Annotated in this window: 15 protein-coding genes and 2 pseudogenes; 6 read left to right on the forward strand and 11 right to left on the reverse strand. The window is 68.4% G+C overall.

The window, feature by feature from the left end; translation table 11 throughout:
- Positions 1 to 4: 4 nt before the first annotated feature.
- Complete coding sequence (locus tag ACTRO_RS28730) at positions 5 to 454, reverse strand: prepilin peptidase (protein ID WP_157436517.1); 450 nt, start codon at positions 452 to 454, stop codon at positions 5 to 7.
- Positions 455 to 877: 423 nt separating this feature from the next.
- The gene (locus tag ACTRO_RS28735; protein WP_034268051.1) at positions 878 to 1,936 is read right to left on the reverse strand and encodes a PKD domain-containing protein; all 1,059 of its coding nucleotides are present in this window, start codon (positions 1,934 to 1,936) and stop codon (positions 878 to 880) included.
- A gap of 16 nt (positions 1,937 to 1,952) precedes the next feature.
- Here ACTRO_RS28735 and ACTRO_RS28740 point away from each other — a divergent pair.
- Positions 1,953 to 2,939, forward strand: a pseudogene (locus ACTRO_RS28740) (IS256 family transposase); the annotation flags it as partial.
- Positions 2,936 to 3,481, forward strand: a complete 546-nt coding sequence (locus tag ACTRO_RS28745) for a hypothetical protein (protein ID WP_051451541.1) — start codon at positions 2,936 to 2,938, stop codon at positions 3,479 to 3,481. The pseudogene ACTRO_RS28740 and the gene ACTRO_RS28745, both read left to right, overlap by 4 nt.
- Before the next feature lie 166 nt (positions 3,482 to 3,647).
- On the opposite strand, the gene ACTRO_RS49925 is transcribed toward ACTRO_RS28745, so the two are convergent.
- Both ACTRO_RS49925 and ACTRO_RS51515 read right to left on the reverse strand, forming a co-directional pair.
- A complete protein-coding gene (locus ACTRO_RS49925) occupies positions 3,648 to 3,863 on the reverse strand; it encodes a hypothetical protein (RefSeq protein ID WP_034268054.1) in 216 nt (71 codons plus the stop codon).
- Positions 3,864 to 3,919: 56 nt separating this feature from the next.
- Positions 3,920 to 4,054: pseudogene (locus ACTRO_RS51515) on the reverse strand (hypothetical protein); the annotation flags it as partial.
- A gap of 315 nt (positions 4,055 to 4,369) precedes the next feature.
- Between ACTRO_RS51515 and ACTRO_RS28755 the strand changes: the two are divergent.
- Positions 4,370 to 4,759: a type II toxin-antitoxin system RelE/ParE family toxin gene (locus ACTRO_RS28755; RefSeq protein ID WP_034268056.1), complete on the forward strand. Its 390-nt coding sequence runs from the start codon at positions 4,370 to 4,372 to the stop codon at positions 4,757 to 4,759.
- A complete protein-coding gene (locus ACTRO_RS28760; RefSeq protein ID WP_034268058.1) occupies positions 4,756 to 5,082 on the forward strand; it encodes a helix-turn-helix domain-containing protein in 327 nt (108 codons plus the stop codon). Before ACTRO_RS28755 ends, ACTRO_RS28760 begins: the two co-directional genes overlap by 4 nt.
- A gap of 407 nt (positions 5,083 to 5,489) precedes the next feature.
- Here the strand turns inward: ACTRO_RS28760 and ACTRO_RS28765 are convergent, their stop codons facing one another.
- Both ACTRO_RS28765 and ACTRO_RS28770 read right to left on the reverse strand, forming a co-directional pair.
- A complete protein-coding gene (locus ACTRO_RS28765; RefSeq protein WP_034268061.1) occupies positions 5,490 to 5,855 on the reverse strand; it encodes a hypothetical protein in 366 nt (121 codons plus the stop codon).
- A 13-nt stretch (positions 5,856 to 5,868) separates the two neighbouring features.
- Entirely contained in the window at positions 5,869 to 7,041 is a 1,173-nt protein-coding gene (locus ACTRO_RS28770; protein WP_034268063.1) for a glycosyltransferase family 2 protein, read from the reverse strand.
- A 305-nt stretch (positions 7,042 to 7,346) separates the two neighbouring features.
- Here ACTRO_RS28770 and ACTRO_RS28775 point away from each other — a divergent pair, with 305 nt between their 5' ends.
- A complete protein-coding gene (locus ACTRO_RS28775) occupies positions 7,347 to 8,846 on the forward strand; it encodes a cellulose binding domain-containing protein (RefSeq protein ID WP_034268065.1) in 1,500 nt (499 codons plus the stop codon).
- Between the two features lie 24 nt (positions 8,847 to 8,870).
- On the opposite strand, the gene ACTRO_RS28780 is transcribed toward ACTRO_RS28775, so the two are convergent.
- Positions 8,871 to 9,590 carry a YhjD/YihY/BrkB family envelope integrity protein gene (locus ACTRO_RS28780; RefSeq protein ID WP_211244441.1) on the reverse strand — a complete coding sequence of 240 codons (720 nt, stop codon included), beginning with the start codon at positions 9,588 to 9,590 and terminating at the stop codon, positions 8,871 to 8,873.
- A 298-nt stretch (positions 9,591 to 9,888) separates the two neighbouring features.
- Between ACTRO_RS28780 and ACTRO_RS28785 the strand changes: the two genes are divergently transcribed.
- Positions 9,889 to 10,386 (forward strand): hypothetical protein, encoded by a 498-nt coding sequence (locus ACTRO_RS28785; protein ID WP_051451542.1) that lies wholly within the window; start codon positions 9,889 to 9,891, stop codon positions 10,384 to 10,386.
- Between the two features lie 24 nt (positions 10,387 to 10,410).
- On the opposite strand, the gene ACTRO_RS28790 is transcribed toward ACTRO_RS28785, so the two are convergent.
- The 4 genes from ACTRO_RS28790 to ACTRO_RS28805 form a co-directional block, all read right to left on the reverse strand.
- Positions 10,411 to 10,740 (reverse strand): hypothetical protein, encoded by a 330-nt coding sequence (locus ACTRO_RS28790; protein WP_034268067.1) that lies wholly within the window; start codon positions 10,738 to 10,740, stop codon positions 10,411 to 10,413.
- A gap of 880 nt (positions 10,741 to 11,620) precedes the next feature.
- Complete coding sequence (locus tag ACTRO_RS50475; protein WP_281177908.1) at positions 11,621 to 11,743, reverse strand: hypothetical protein; 123 nt, start codon at positions 11,741 to 11,743, stop codon at positions 11,621 to 11,623.
- A 130-nt stretch (positions 11,744 to 11,873) separates the two neighbouring features.
- Complete coding sequence (locus ACTRO_RS28800) at positions 11,874 to 13,130, reverse strand: aminotransferase class I/II-fold pyridoxal phosphate-dependent enzyme (RefSeq protein ID WP_051451543.1); 1,257 nt, start codon at positions 13,128 to 13,130, stop codon at positions 11,874 to 11,876.
- Positions 13,127 to 15,547 carry a putative bifunctional diguanylate cyclase/phosphodiesterase gene (locus tag ACTRO_RS28805; protein WP_034268073.1) on the reverse strand — a complete coding sequence of 807 codons (2,421 nt, stop codon included), beginning with the start codon at positions 15,545 to 15,547 and terminating at the stop codon, positions 13,127 to 13,129. The genes ACTRO_RS28800 and ACTRO_RS28805 overlap by 4 nt, the downstream gene beginning before the upstream one ends.
- Positions 15,548 to 15,629: the final 82 nt, after the last annotated feature.

A 15,629-nucleotide genomic window follows, 5' to 3' on the forward strand; every position in this document is an offset into this window, starting at 1 on the left:
ACGGTTACGGCAACGCGGCCAGCAGTAGTGCCAGCCACGCCCCGAGAACCAGGAACGGGCCGTAAGGCAGCATCCTGCGCCGGTCGGCCTTGTGCGCCAGTAGCAGTACCGCGCCGAACACGCCGCCGGCCACCGTTCCCAGGGCCACGCCCGCGAACACGGTCGCCGGTCCGACCCAGCCGAGAAAGAGCCCGAGCAGCCCGACCAGTCGCACATCGCCGCGCCCGAGCCCGCTCATCTTGTGCAACAGAAAGAATGCCCCGAGCAGTGCCCCCGCCGAGGCCAGCGCGAAGGTTAGGCGGTACCAGGAGCCAGAGCACGCAGCAGCGCAGGCCAATAGCGCCAGGCCAGTCCAGGCGACGGGGTGCAGCAGGCGGTTGGGCAGCCGTATCGTGCGCGCGTCGATCATCGCGAGCACCGCCGTCCCGACCAGGAACACCGCGAACCCAGCCATCTCGAACCCGTACGCCAAAAACCTGAACACAGCGACGCAACGTAGCCGAGGTCTTCGTCCGCAGCTCGCACACCACGCCGAACCGGCCCGGGTCGGTCACATAGCGCAGCCGGCGTAGGGCACCGTGGCCTATGACCTGCTAACACTGCGGGCGAGGCCTCAGTGGTGGTGGGGCTCGTTGAAGGTGTAGGTCGAGGCTCGGGTCGGATGTCGGTGCGCTTCTCGGGTGTCTCCTCATAAGGTCTGAGCGGCGTGCCGGAGAAGGCTCCCGTGCAGGTCCCGGTCGCACTATTCCCCGTGTTCCGGCTTCAGTTGTGCCGGTATGAGGCTCGCCGAGGCTCAAGGGCAGGGGCACACGTGAGCCCCCGGTGTTTCGAGGCGACCGGGGGCTCGACACGGAGAGTCCGCTGTATTCGAGGTCGCTCAGTCCTCGGCCACCGCGAACGTCACAGGCTTGCCATCGGCGCGCTGGGTCGTCATGGTGATGTTCGCCGGGGTCCCCCAGCTTTCGACCATGGGCGTTCCGCCGTACTCCAGCTCCCAGTGGCCGTCGGGGTAGCGCACCGCGTAGACGACCGCGCCTGCGGCGTTGACGATCCTCATGACGCTTTCGCCGGTGCCGGCCGCGCTGCCGAAAACGGACGAAGAGGTGATGGAGACCGCGCTGACGGCCCCGATTCCCGAGGGAACGCCCCAGCCCTGCTTCTGCCAGGAGCCGTTGGCGTTGCGGAGGTTGTGCTTCATGACGCCGGTGGAGGTGACCTCCAGGATCTGCGAGGAGCCGTCGGGCATGCCGGCGATGCTCGCATCCACGATCTTGACGCCGGGCTGGGGCAGCGGGCGCCATCCCTGCCAGGAGCCGTTGGCGTTGCGGATGTTGTGCATCAGTACGCCGCTGGTGGTGATGGCGACGAGCTGGCTCGAGCCGTTGGGCATGGCGGTGATCGATGCGCGCACGAAGCCGGTGGATCCGGCCGGGCTGCCCCAGCCGCTGGTCTGCCAGCTGCCGTTGGCGTTGCGCACGGTGTGCCAGAGCTGGCCGGTCGAGGAGATCGTGATCAGCTGGGACGCGCCGTTGGGCATGCCCGCGATGCCGACCCATTTGGCTTTCACGCCGGCCGGCAGGCTCAGCGTCTGCCAGTTCTGCCACGTGTAGCCCTCACCGCTGCCGGTGGCGAGCTCCACCTTGCCGCTGGTCGTGGCCGCCAGGAGCTGGTCGCTGTTGTTGGGCAGCGAGGTGACAGCCGACTGGATGAGCCCGGCGGATCCGGCCGGGGTAGTGCCGCCGTCCACTGTGACCAGGGTGCCGGGAATCGGCGCGGCGGTGGTGAACTTCGTTGACGTCGTCGCGGTGTGGCCGCCCGCGTCGGTCACGGTCTCAGTGATCGTGTACGTGCCGGGCTTGTTGTAGGTGTGGGTGGCGTACGCAGTAGGGCTGGTCTCGGTTTTGGTGGGTGAGCCGTCGCCGAAGTCGTAGGTCACGCTGGTGGTGTTCCCGGAAACCGGGGAGCGCAGGCGCTTCTCCTCGGCGATTCTGCCGCCGTGGGCGCGCAAGTCCCCGAGGATCGCGGAGGTGCTGCCGCTGCTGTACCTGCACGGTCTGTCGACCGGGGACTTCGTTCCGGCGCTCGAGCAGTTCCTCGGCTCGGCCGCGGGCCTCTCCCCGGCCAGTGTGACCCGGCTGACCGTGCAGTGGCAGGCGGACCGCGCCGCCTTCCTGGAGCGCGACCTGTCCAAGGTCGACTACGTCTATATCTGGGCGGACGGCGTTCACCTGCGCATTCGCCTGGGCGAGAGCAAAGCCTGCGTGCTGGTGCTGATCGGGGTGCGCGCCGACGGGACCAAGGAACTGATCGCGATGGACGAGGGCTACCGCGAGTCCGGCGAGTCCTGGGCCGCCCTCTTGCGTGACTGTGGCCGCCGCGGGATGCGGGCCCCGGTCCTGGCGGTGGGCGACGGGGCGCTCGGGTTCTGGAACGGGCTACGCGAGGTGTTCCCCGACACCCGGGAGCAGCGCTGCTGGGTACATAAAACAGCGAACATACTGGACGCACTCCCCAAGTCCGCGCAGCCGGCGGCGGAAAAGGCCCTGGCAGAGATCTGGGGCGCCGAAGACAAGGACCACGCCCAGGCCGCGATCCACGCGTTCGACAAGGCGTACGGCGCGAAGTTCCCCAAGGCCGTCAAGAAAGTCACCGACGACGAGGACGTGCTGCTGGCGTACTACGACTACCCCGCGGAGCACTGGATCCACTTACGGACCACGAATCCCATCGAGTCCACGTTCGCCACCGTCCGGCTGCGCACCAAGGTAACCCGGGGCGCCGGCTCCCGCGCCGCCGGACTGGCCATGACATTCAAGCTGATCGAGTCCGCCCAATCGCGGTGGCGCGCCGTGAACGCGCCCCACCTGGTCGCACTCGTGCGTGCCGGAGCCCGGTTCGAACGCGGGATCCTGCTCGAACGTCAGGAGGCTGCGGCATGAGTGCTCCCCATGGGCGACCGGCGACCCCGATCCGGCCCGATGCCGGCTGGCTGGCCGCATGGCGCAAGGACGTCGAGGCCGCACTCGGAAGGCTGCTGCCCGGCTTCGAAGACCACTTCGGCTATCCGCCCGGCGAAAACACGATCCAGGATCCAGACCCGGACGGCCTCACCGCGGCGCAGCACCTGGCCGCGCACCCGGGCGTTACCGCAGTACTGCCGCACTTCTATCGACACGTCGGCGAGGTGATGCTCGCAGACATCGGCAACGCCTACGTCATCCACCCGGCCACGCACGTCCTGCGCGACCTGGCCGAGGACGGCCCGATCCCGCTCGGCGACGCCGGCGCGGGAACACTCTTCGCCACCGACGGCGGCGGCATCCACTTCGCCATCGCCACCGACGGCACCGTCCACCGCTCTACCGCCGCCAGCCGCGACAGCGACTTCCACCCCGTTACCGCCGACCTCCAGGACTTCCTCGACCAGCTTCGCCGCGCCGTCATCCGCTTCGTCCAGACGGGCACACCCGGGGACCTATGAACAAACAGATCCACAACTATTGACTATTTCTCCCGCGCGGCGGTCCTAAAAGCCGTTGCAGAGGTGATCCGCGCGATGCGTGGGAGGCGTAAATGATGGCCCGTCATCTAGGTCGCTTTTGCTCCCAGGTTCTTGCCGTTAGAGGCAAGTTTCGCGTCGTGCCTGGTCAGGCTGCTGTGAGTCTGGCCAGGTTGATGGTGTGGGTGACGTGTCGGTCGAGGGTGTCGGGGGGTTGGCGTATCTCGGGTGGGGCGGGTGGCCGGTCGGCGGCCATGAGCGGGCGTAGCCGGCGGTTGTGGAGTTTGGTGTAGAACACGGCGAAGCGCTGGCCGTCGGGGGTGATCCGGTAGGCGTTGGTGCCTTCGATGTGGAGTCGACACACTTGAACCGGCGCACCGTCGCCGTGATCCGGACCCGCCGACCACCGCAGGGCAGATCGGACAGTTGACACCGGTAACGGGCGTGGACGCGACGCGAGCGCTGCCCACAGCACGAGCAGGCAGCGTCAGGCGCTTTCGCCCGCACGCGAAACCACACGATGCTCCCGTCGATCGCGACATCGTCAACCGTCACGCCCGCGAACTGCGGAAACAGTCCGTCAATATCCTGTGATATGCACGCAAGCCATCCTGGCCGAGAACGCGCGGCATGCCGCGCACGACACGCCGACCAGCCGGATCACGTGATCAGCGCCAGAGCCCTCAACCGTGTCGACTCCAGCCCGCGCGCCGCATCGTCACCGATCACACACTCCCGGCTCGCGGGCCCTTCGCCGACTTGACCTTCCTGTCCGGGGGGCGTTCCAGGGGAAGGGCGTGAGGTCGGGGGCGGGCCAGTCGGTGCCCGCCGCTCCCTGCGCCGATATCGCTCCGGTGTTATATTGGTGGGGTGTGGGAGATCGTGCTGCTTGAGTCGGTCGAGGAGTGGTTCCTCGAACTGGCGAAGTCGGACCCCGGCTCGGCAGACCAGGTCGAACATGCGATTGATCTGCTCGCGGAGCATGGGCCGACGCTGGGTCGTCCGTTGGTGGACAGTCTCGCTCATGCCCGGCTGCATAACCTCAAGGAGTTGCGTCCTGGTTCGGCTGGTTCGGGCGAGATCAGGATCGTTTTCGCGTTCGATCCGTTCCGGCAGGCGGTGTTCCTGGTGGCGGGTGACAAGTCGGGGCAGTGGGCGGCCTGGTATCGGAGTGCGGTGCCGTTGGCTGAGCAGCGGTACGCGGAGTATCTGGAGCAGGAGAAGCGCAGGCGTCAGGAGAGCGGAGGGATGGGAGAATGAGGACGTCGTCGTGGGATGAGGTCAAGCGTCGCCGTCGCGAGATCGATCCGGGGGCCGATGATCCGGGGCGCCGGGCGGCTGCCGCTTTGGCCGTCGACACCTTCGTCGCCGGCCATCATCTCGCCGAGTTGCGTAAGACGATCGGGATGTCGCAAGCTGAGGTCGCCGCGTTCCTCGGCGTCTCGCAGGCCAGGGTCTCGGACATCGAGCGCGGGCGTGCGGCGACCATCGAACTCGACACGCTCCGAGCCTATGCGCAAGCTCTCGGTGGCGTGCTGGATATCACCGTCCGCGTCGGACCCCACTCGGTCAAAGTTGCCTGATCGCGAAGCGATCAGAGTCGGTACGTCGTCGTCGCCAGGTCGCCGACTGTTCCCGGACTACAAACCCCGGAGCGCCGGGCGGCTACGGACCGTGCCGCGGGCGCGCTAATCGGCCGCGGGGCACGAGCGGGTAACGAGTGGATAAGGTGCGAACCGTGGCAACTGTTCGGTATCGGATGGACGGGTACGATTGTCGTCGGCGCATGTCACGGAATGATCGGCGATCGAAGGTAAAGCTTGCGGACCAAAGATATTCGTGGCCTGGTACCTGGCAGACAAAAGGTCAGGGGTTCGAATCCCCTTGGCTCCACAGAAATCAGGGCCGGTAACCACTTGGTGGTTACCGGCCCTGATGGCGTCTATACACCCGAGTTCTACACCAACGGCTAGGAATCGGGCGCTGCCGCCTACGACGTGTATGGCCGCCAGAGGGCTGCGTCGTCCTGCGAAAGCGCAGGCCCAGGCGCAGGCACCGGCCCAGCCACTGCCATTTCCACAGCCCCGGGCACGTCGACGGGCGCGGGGGTCGGATGTGGCTGCGGCTGCGGCCGGGTGGCGGGGGCGGAGAGGTCGGGGGCTGGGACGATGCGGCCGAAGGCGGCGAGGCGGTCGTGGTGTCGGCGCAGGCTTGAGATGGTCAGGGTGGTCATGCAGAGGGCCACGATCGTGACGCTGGCGAGCAGGATCAGGTGCGCGACGTCCTTGACTCGGGTCAGCGCCAGCACGGCGGCCAGCGCGAGCAGGATGACGCCGGCGCCCTTGAATGGGTTCACTGCCTTACCTTCGCTATTTCCAGGCCGAGACGCGGGTCAGGTAGGACTTTGCGATCGATGACACCAGCCAGTAGGTGCGGATCACGGTGTAGCAGAGCTCTGGTACGAGTGACGCTTCGATGAGCATCGCCTTCCAGCCGAGGTTGGTCACCCGCAGCGCCGGATAGACGATCCAGAACATGAACAGCGCCCAGAAGAACGGATTGAGCGTGAATCCGTGCTGGGCGGCGAGGGTGAGTTCGACGGAGCCGAATCCGAAGATGTAGGCGGCGCCGATGAGGCCCATGATGATTGCGGCGATGGAGTGCCAGGTGAACCTGGTCACGCCGCGGGCGCGCAGTGTGTCGATGGTGCCTCGGCTCCAGCGCTCGCGCTGGTGCAGCAGTTCACGCAGGGTCGGCATGAGGTCGGTGTAGGCGATGCAGAACTGGTTGGCCGTCACCTTCCAGCCCGACTCCTTCAGGGCCAGCGTGGTCTCGTAGTCCTCGACCAGGTTGCTGTGGTCCTCCCAGAACACCTCGCCGCGCCAGTCGAGCAGGCTCTGCAGCGCTTCGCCGCGGTAGAACGAGCCGGCGCCGGACATCGTGTGCACGTCCCGGCGGTAGCGGGCGTTGGCGGCGCGGCCGTACTCGATGATCTGCATGCCGAGCAGGTATCGCTGCCAGGTGCTGCGCCACAAGCCGGTGCGGCCGAGGCAGGCGGCGCTGACGCCGCCGAGTCCCGGGTCCGAGGCGAGTACGTTGCGGGCCCGCTCGATGAACGACGGGTGCAGTTCGGTGTCGGCGTCCATGACGAGGATGTGGCGCACGCGTCCGGCGAGCGGGCCGCCGGTGCCTTCGGCGAGCCAGCGGATGCCGTAGTTGAGCGCGCCCGCCTTCTTGTGCGGGTTGTGCGGCACGTTGAGTACGACCGTCTCCGGACTGCCCGGCTCGGCCGCGAAGGTCTGGGCGAAGTGCTCGGTGCGGTCGGTCGAGTTGTTGACCACCACGAGGATCAGGTCGGGGCGCCGGGTCTGAGCGGCCAGGGAACGAAGTGCCGTGAAGACGCCGGCTTCCTCGTTGCGGGCCGGCACTATCGCCACTGTGTCGCATAGCGCCTTCGCGTTGCCGTACGCGTCGGCGCCGACGCGCCCGCGCCGGTGGCGGCTGGCTCCCGAGACGCGCAGCGCGTCGGCCGTCGAGGACATCTCCCCGCGCCCTCCCGATTCCGTGCAGCATGAAGTGACACCCGGGCCTAGGCGTCAGCAGTTGGAGCGGGATCTGAGAACTGTCAGGGCTCTCGGATTCGCGCGTTCAGATGATCGCATGCGCGGCCGAGGGTAAATCGGCGGCAAAGCGAATCGTACGTTAAGTTATGGCAACCATCTGATTGACGAGTTTATGCGGGTGGACCACTGCTGACGGCTATATCAAACTCCGCTACGATCTGTTCGCCCCATGCGATAATCCGTCTTGGGCATCGAAATTTTTGCCGTCCTCTGAGGAGCGATCCGTGGGCTCGCCCCGCCGCCGCAAGTCGCGCCGCCGCGCGAGCAAAGTGCTGATTCCTCTGCTAGCCGTCGCCCTGATCGCCGGTGTCGCCGCGCTCTATCCGGTGTGGCGCTCGGTCTGGCGCTCTGCAGACGCGCACCCGGCCGCGGCGGTGAAGCCTCCCATGCTCACTGTCGAGTACCGGACCCCGGCCGGCACTGCCGACGCCGCGGCGGCCGCACCACAGCTCGTGGTGGTCAACACCTCGACCGAGTCGATATCGCTCGCCGACGTCACCCTCCGCTACTACTTCGCCGGACACGACGCCGCCGCCTTCGCCTTCAACTGCCTGCAGGCAGGGGTCGGCTGCTCCAACGTGACGGGCACCATCGGCAAGCTCGACCTCGCCACCTCGGGCGCCGACCACTATCTGCAGATCGGCTTCAGCGCGAGCGCCGGCACGATCAAGCCGGGCCAGGACAGTCAGGGCGTCGAGCTCCAGCTCTACCGCGTCGACCATGAGAGCCTCACCCAGACCGGCGACTGGTCGTTCGACCCCTCGATCACGACTTACAAGCCCTTCAGCCGAGTCACGGGCTACCTTCGCGGAGCCCTCGTATGGGGCGAGGCGCCGGACGGCGACAGCCCCACGGGTGCAAGCAGCAGCACCGCGAACCCCGCCTCCTCCGCAACGGCTGCGCCGACGATCCAGGCATCTGCCGCGCCGGATGTGCCGGCCGCGACGGTGTTCGACGATTTCCATTACACCGGCGCGAGCGACCCGGCGTTGGCTGCCCACGGCTGGCAGGCGCGCACCGGAGCCGGTGGCCCGGGTATCGAGGGCACCTGGGCTGCCTCAGGTGTCAGCTTCCCGTCTGTCGCCTCCGCCCAGGGCGGCCAAGCGCTGCAGCTGAAGGCCTCGACCGACGGGGCCAAGGCCGGCACGGCCCAGGCCGAGCTGCAGAGCGCCGGCACGCCGTACTTCACCGGGACCTACGCGGCGAGGATCTACTTCAGCGATGGCCCGGCAGTCGGCCCCGACGGCGACCACGTCAACGAGTCCTTCTATCCGATCTCGGCCGACCCGAACTCGCCGAAGTACAGCGAACTCGATAACGAGTACATGCCCAACGGCGGCTGGGGCGCTCCCGGACCCGCGTTCGACAACACCAGCTGGTACAGCGCGGAAAACAATGACCGCGCCACCCACCGGACCTACCGCAGCCTGCACGGCTGGCACACCATGATGATCACCGCTGTGGACGGCAAGGTCACCTACTCCGTTGACGGCAAGACCCTGTTCACCAGTAGCGGCAAGTACTACCCGCGCGAAGGCATGGGAATCCACTTCAGCGACTGGTTCATCGACTTGCCCTTCACCGGCCAGCGCAGCTGGGACATGGACGTCAACTGGTTCTACTACAAGGCCGGACAGGCGGTGCCCTACCAGGACGTGCAGCAGGCTGTCGCGGGATACTACGCCAGCGGCACGAACTACATCGACACCCTTCCCAAGAGCTGACCGAGAGCTGACAGCGGGGCCGGGCTAGCTGCCGAGGCTGTCGTGGCGGCACTGCTCGCCCAGGAGGGCTCCGCCGAAGACGACGAAGCCGACGGCGACCAACCACGTGACGACGATGAGGACGATGCCTACGGAGCCGTAGGTGTTGGCGGAGTCGACGACCATGGGGGCGAAGACGAGCTTGGAGAAGAGGCGCAGGCCGAAGAGGCCGACCGTGGTGAGGACGGCGCCGGGGAGGAGGGCGCGCCAGGGGACTCTTCTGCCGAGCAGGACCCACTGGCCCCACCAGAACAGCATGACCCAGCAGATGCCGCGGATGAGGCCGACCCAGGCGTGGACGCTGTGGGAGCTCAGGGCCACCACGTACAGCTGGCCGGTGAGCGTCGCGAGCCAGAGGGTCTGCTGCCACAGGCGGTGGCGCATCTGCGGGCGCAGGTTCCAGACCTTCTCGTAGCCGGACTGGAAGCTGGAGGCGAAGCTCTGGCCGAAGACGCAGATGACCGCAAGGCCGAGGGCGTCGGTGCTGCTCAGCGCGCCGCGGGTGCGCTCGAACAGCCCCTTGACGATGCTCTCGGACTGGCCGGACAGGCCCATGCCGTCGACGACCCACTGGCCGAAGCCGCCGTAGTCCACGGGCGAGACGTCCGCGATGACGATGAGCAGGGGCATCATGGCGACGAAGCCGAGGGCGGCGAAGCCCAGCGCTCGGTGCATCAGCTCGAGCTCGGATGAGCGGCGGTTCACCCGGACGGTGTGGATGACGGCTGGGTGGTCGGGCCAACGGCTCTGTGTCCAGCTGCGCTTCCAGCTGCGTCGTCGGGCCCACATGCTCGATCGGCCTCCGGGAACGGGGCTTTTGGGCGATGGTACGCAACGGGGTGGGGTGCTGGCTCGGCGGCGCGCGGACGACGTCTTGCGGGGAGTCGGGGTGCAGCGGTGGGACAGTAATCTTCGAGGATTAATTGCGCCGGTTGACTGCGGCTGTTCGCGGTTGGTTCGGCTCTGGGGCACGAGGCGCCGTGGTGGCGCGAGGGGGTGCGGCATGGGCGGCACGGGTGCGGCGGGCGAGGACGAAGCGGGGCGGGCGCACCGGCGGTTGGCGGTGGAGCTGAACAACGCGACGTGGGACTTGCTCGATGGCGGGTTGTCGGAGCGGAGCGCGCTGGCGGAGCAGGAGCGGGCGCTCTATGGGGCCTACGCCTCCACCTACCACTGGCTTCAGGTCGGCACCGTGGCCAACCACGGGCGAGGGGAGTACCTGATCGCGACGGTCGGGGTGACGGTCGGGCGTCTGGACGTGGCGGCTGCTCATGCGGCGCGGTACGCGGAGCTCGTTTCTTCGCATGCTGACGCGTTCGCGGATTGGGACCGGGCCTTCCTCGCGGAGCTGCTGGCTCGGGTGGCGGCTCGGTCGGGGGCTGCGGATGCCGAATCGCTCCGCTCGGCTGCCGTGCGGCTCGCTTCGGCCGTTGTGGGCGACGAGGACCGGCGGAACTGTTTGGCGCGGCTGGAGGCGGGGCCTTGGGGAGCAGTGGGGTAGAGCCGGGAGTGGGGAGTAGGGCGGCTACTCGGGGACGAGGGCGGCGATGGCCTCTATGGCGTTGATCGAGGACTCGGTCACGGTCACGGCCGCCCTGCCTGCGCGGCCCGCTTCGGCTTCGAAGGTGACGGGGCACACCTCCGTGCTGCGGCGGGAGCTGCGCCAGGCGGCGTAGGACTGGGCGAGGCCGCGTAGGCCGGCGACGCCGGTGATGGTGGCGGTGACGGCTTGGGCGGGGATCAGAGCGATCCGCGTGCCGGGGTCGAGGTGCGCGTGCGCGTCGGCGTCGAGCCAGCGGTAGAGGGAGAAGAGCGCAAGGGGATCAGCTATGAGGATCCTGATTTCGGTGGGCATGCGCGCTCCCTCACCCCGACGCCGGCTCCGAACCTGCGCGCAGCATAGCGCGCGGTAGGGGGACTACCGCTGAGTGCGCACGCCGTGCCTTGACCCGAATTTCCCTCGGCTTTACCGCCCGGTGACCGTACGGTGCTGGATCTGGCTCAGCCCGCTTGGCAGGATGCAGAAAGCTGACCACACAGCCGCATTGCTCGCACTGGCACGGAAATGGCTCGGGGCTCGACGTGAACTACTGCAAGACCTGTCGCAGACACCTGAACGGTGCCGTCTCCTGCCCCGGCTGCGGGGCCACCACCGGAGTCGAGGTCGAGCGCGTTCAGGACGTGCGCTCGACGGTGCGGATGCCGCGGATACGGGAGGACGCGGGGGCGCCGGAGGCGGCGATCCCGGCGGTTGACGCAGAGCTCGAAGACTCGGCGGAGGCCGATGCGGCAGCGCTCGTGGAGGATGAACTTCCTGCTGAGCGGCTGCCTCAGGGCGCCGGCGAGGAGTCGGCTGACGAGGAGGAGCAGGAGAAGGCGAGCGGTTCGTCCGCGGCGCCGGAGCTGACGAGGGTCGGCGGGGCGAGGGCTCTGACCGTCACGGCGACTATGCCGATGGCCGTGCCCGACGTTCCCTTCGAAACGCAGAGGCCTGAAAGCGGTCCGCGAAGTGACGGCGGCCCACGGTCCGACGACGGGCGACGGGCGCAGCGGCAGCGCAAGTCGGGTCGGCGAGGGCTCGGGTTCGCGGTGACGGGTGGGTGCGCGGGGGTCGTCGTGTGCGCATTCCTCTTGATAGGGAACAATTCCGGCGGATCCGGCGGTTCTGCACCTTCGGGTTCGGTCTCCTCTCACTCGGCCGTGCGGTCGACGGCGGCAGGCGTGGTCGACATACCTCAGACCTCTGTCGCCGACGCTTCGCCGAGCGGATCATCGGCCTCTGTTTCGCCTTCTGCTTCACCCTCTCCTTCGCACACCACGCCGACGCGTACGGCCACGGCTTCAACCTCGGCGGCCACGCCCTCCGCGACGAAGACACATAAGAAGAGCAGCCCGTCGCCCAGTGCTTCGTCGTCGCACTTCTGCTTCCTCTTCTGCTGAAGCGACCGCGACCGCGACCGCGACAGCGGAGGCGGAGGCAGCGACCCGCTACTCCTCCCGGCTGCGCAGCAACGGCGCCAGCTCGGCGAGCGTCTCGTTGAGGCGGTCGATCTCGGTGTCCGTGTTCGTCGCGGTCACCTGGACGCGGAATCCGGCCTGGTTCTTCGGCACCAGGGGGTACGCGGCGATGGTGACGTAGATGCCCCGGTCCCACAGGATCCGGGCGACTTCGTCGATGTCTGATGCCTCGCGCAGCGGCAGCTCGATCACCGGGAAGCCGCTGGTGTTCGGACTGTCCAGTCCCAGTGCACTGATTTGGTCGAGCACGCGCTTCGTCTTGCGGTACAGGTCCGCCCTGATCTGCTCGCCGCGGGCCTCGTTCACGTCGAAGCCGGCCAGCACCGTGGCCAGCGACGCGGTGGGGACGGGGCCGGAGTACAGGTACGGCGCTGCGGCGAACTTCAGCAGCTCCTTCGTCTCCGTCGGCAGAGCCATGAACGCCAGCAGCGACGAGTACGCCTTCGAGAATCCGCCGACGAGGATCATGCCGTCGTAGCTCTCGCCGAGGTGGCGCACGACGCTGTTGCCGCGGGCGCCGTAGGGGGAGGTCTCGTCCTCCCGCCGCTCGCCGATCACGCCGAAGCCGTGGGCGTCGTCCACGTACAGCGTCGCGCCGGTGGCACGGCAGATCTTGGCGATGCGCGGCAGGTCCGGCGGATTTCCCGTCATGCTGTTGATGCCGTCCATGCACACCAGGCGCGGCTTGTCCCTCGGGGCCTGGCGCAGCAGGTCGCCGAGCTGGTCGAGCTCGCCGGCGTGCCAGCGGTGCAGCTGGGCGCCCTGGCCCTTGGCCACCGAGCAGCCGTCGAAGATGGTGCGGTGCGCCTGCGCCTCGCACAGGACCGTGCCGTGTTCGGCCAGCACCGGGATCGCGGTCAGGTGGATGGTGGTGATCGTGGGGAGCACGAGCGTGTCGGGGGCGGCCAGCAGCTCGGTCAGGCGTTCCTCGATCTCGGGGTACAGCCGCGGGTTTCCGAGCAGGCGCGACCAGCTGGGGTGGGTGCCCCAGCGCGCGATCTGCTCCTGCGGCGCCGCCATGATCTCCGGGTCGAGGTCGAAGCCGAGGTAGTTGCAGGAGGCGAAGTCGGCCAGCCAGTGGTCGCCGATCCGGATCATCCGGCCGTCGATCTCGTCGATGACCGCGTCGAAGAAGTGCGTGTCCTGCTTGAGTCGGGCCAGCTCCTGCCAGCGCGGGGCCGGGGCCCTGGTGTCGTTCGCCTTGGGTGCGCCGCTTGCGCTGTTCATCTTTCCCGTCCTTCCACCTGAGCGGTGATGGCCGCGACCCGGTCGATCGGGACCGCGGAGGAATAGAGGTACCCCTGGCCGAAGGAACAGCCCATTTCGCGCAGCAGCTGTTGCTGCTGCTCGGTCTCCACACCCTCGGCCACCACGTCGATGCCGAGGGCGGAGGCGACCGTCACAATGCCCTGCAACAGCGCCAGATGGCCCTGGTCCTCGCCGATCCGGTCCACGAAGGACTTGTCGGCCTTCAGGATGTGGATGCTCAGATCGCGCAGATAGGCGATGGACGAGTAGCCGGTGCCGAAGTCGTCCACGGCGATGCGCACGCCGAGTGCGGAGAGCGCGTTGAGGTTGCGGGAGACCTCGGGGCCGTGATGGTGCAGGAACGCGGTCTCGGTGATCTCCAGGATCAGCAGCTTCGCGGGCAGGCCCTCGCTCAGCAGCTTGCGGTGGATCTCGTCGACCATGCCGTCCTCGAGGAACTGGTGGGCCGAGACGTTCACGGTGACGTGCCGGGTCTGGTCTTGCGCGCGGCCGGCGTTCCAGGCGGCCGCGTCGGCGATGGCGCGGCCGAGCACCCAGGCGCCGAGCTGGATGATCTGGCCGGTCTCCTCGGCCAGCGGGATGAACTGGTCCGGCGGGAGCAGGCCGAGTTCGGGATGCTGCCAGCGCACCAGGGCCTCGAATCCGGCGACGCGCAGGGGGCCGGACAGCCGCACGATCGGCTGGTAGGCGAGGAAGACCTCTTCCCGCTCGATCGCCAGGTCCAGGCTGGTGCGCAGCCGCATCCGCTCCATCGCCGCCTCGTAGAGCTGCGGCTGGTAGCGGCGCCAGATGGCTTTGCCGTCGGCCTTGGCCTCGTACAGGGCGAGGTCCGCGTTGCGCAGCAGGATGTCGGCGGCGTCCTCGCCCTCGTCCTCGACCAGCGGCGTGGCGTCCGCGCTGGTGGCGACGCCGATGCTGGCCCGTACGTCGGATTGGGCGTCCCAGATCAGGAACGGCGCGCTGAAGGTGCGGATCAGCCGTGCGGCCAGGGCCTCGGCGCCGTCGGGCGGGGAACCGTCGGCGAGCAGCACGGCGAACTCGTCGCCGCCGAAGCGGGCGGCGAGGTCGCCGGGGCGCACGGCGGCCTTGAGCCGTCCGGCGGCGGCCTTGAGCAGTTCGTCCCCGGCGCGGTGGCCGAGGGTGTCGTTGACCTCTTTGAAGTTGTCCAGGTCGATCAGCAGCATGCACACTTCGCCGCCGGACTCCCGCACCCGGCCGAACGCCCGTTCGGCGCGCTCCTGGAACTTGGCCCGGTTGGCCAGGCCGGTGAGCGCGTCGTGGTACGCCCGGTTGCGCAGCTCGCGCAGCATGGCCCGGCTCTGCGCGAGGCTCTCCTGCTGGCGCAGCTGGCGGCCCTGCAGGGAGAGCCGGATGATGACGAGGATGAACATGACCGCCGAGAACACGGCGATGACCGGCGCGTCGTGCAGGCTGCGTTTGAGCGCTTCGAACAGCAGCAGCGCGGGGGCGATCAGGGCGGTGACCGCGAGCGGGAAGACGCGGCCGGTGGCGAGCGGGCCGCCGCGCAGGTTGGGGCGGGTCAGGTCGATCATCGAGGGGTGCAGCGCGGCGCAGGCCCAGCTGATGTAGAACACCACCCAGCCGAGGTCGGCGGGCGAGCCGACGTGCCAGGTGCCGTAGAGCCGCACGGTCAGGTACGCGATGTCCGAGGTCATCAGGCCGAGCGAGCCGACCACGAGCAGGATGGCCGAGGGCCCGCGCACGCCGCCGCCGGTGAGCAGCCGCAGGATGACCACGAGCAGCAGGACGTCGCCGATGGGGTAGCCGACCGAGACGGCGCTGTTGAACCACGGCACCGACCTCTGGTTGACCGTCGGGGTGATGATGAACACCCAGATGATCAGGGTCAGGCCCGCGGCCAGCAATAGCGCGTCGACCAGCGCGGTGACGTCGCGGTCCGGATTGCGCAGCCGGACCATCATGATGATCCCGCCGGCCGCCAGCGGATAGGTGAACAGGTAGGACGCGTCCGCGACGGAGGGGAAGGGCTCGTTCTGGTGGAAGACGTCGGTCAGGACGTTGTAGATCGTGTCGCCGTTGATCAGCGTGAACATCGCCAGGGCGAGCAGGTACCAGGGCAGGCGCTTGTCGGGATGGTTGAGCCGGGTGCCGACCAGCGTGGCGGCGGAGCAGCACAGCCCCAGGGTCGCCCAGACCGGCAGCTGCCACTGCGGCTTGGCGTAGTAGATGATCACCACCAGCGCCATCGCCGCGGCGAACCAGATGGTGGCGTACTCCATCACCGGGCGCACGGCGTCGCGGGCGCGGTCGGGATCGGGATCGGGGCCGTCGTCGGTCGCGGGCGTGGCGATGCGCTCGACGTCCAGCGCCTCACCGCCGCCTGTCCGTGCCATGCGTCGACCACCGTCTGCCCGTTGACGTCCCCTTCAAGGAGATCATCAGGGGGCGCGCGGGGCAACGCGGGCGGTCCGCCGG

Origin of the sequence: Actinospica robiniae DSM 44927 (assembly GCF_000504285.1) — a bacterium.
GTDB lineage: Bacteria > Actinomycetota > Actinomycetes > Streptomycetales > Catenulisporaceae > Actinospica > Actinospica robiniae.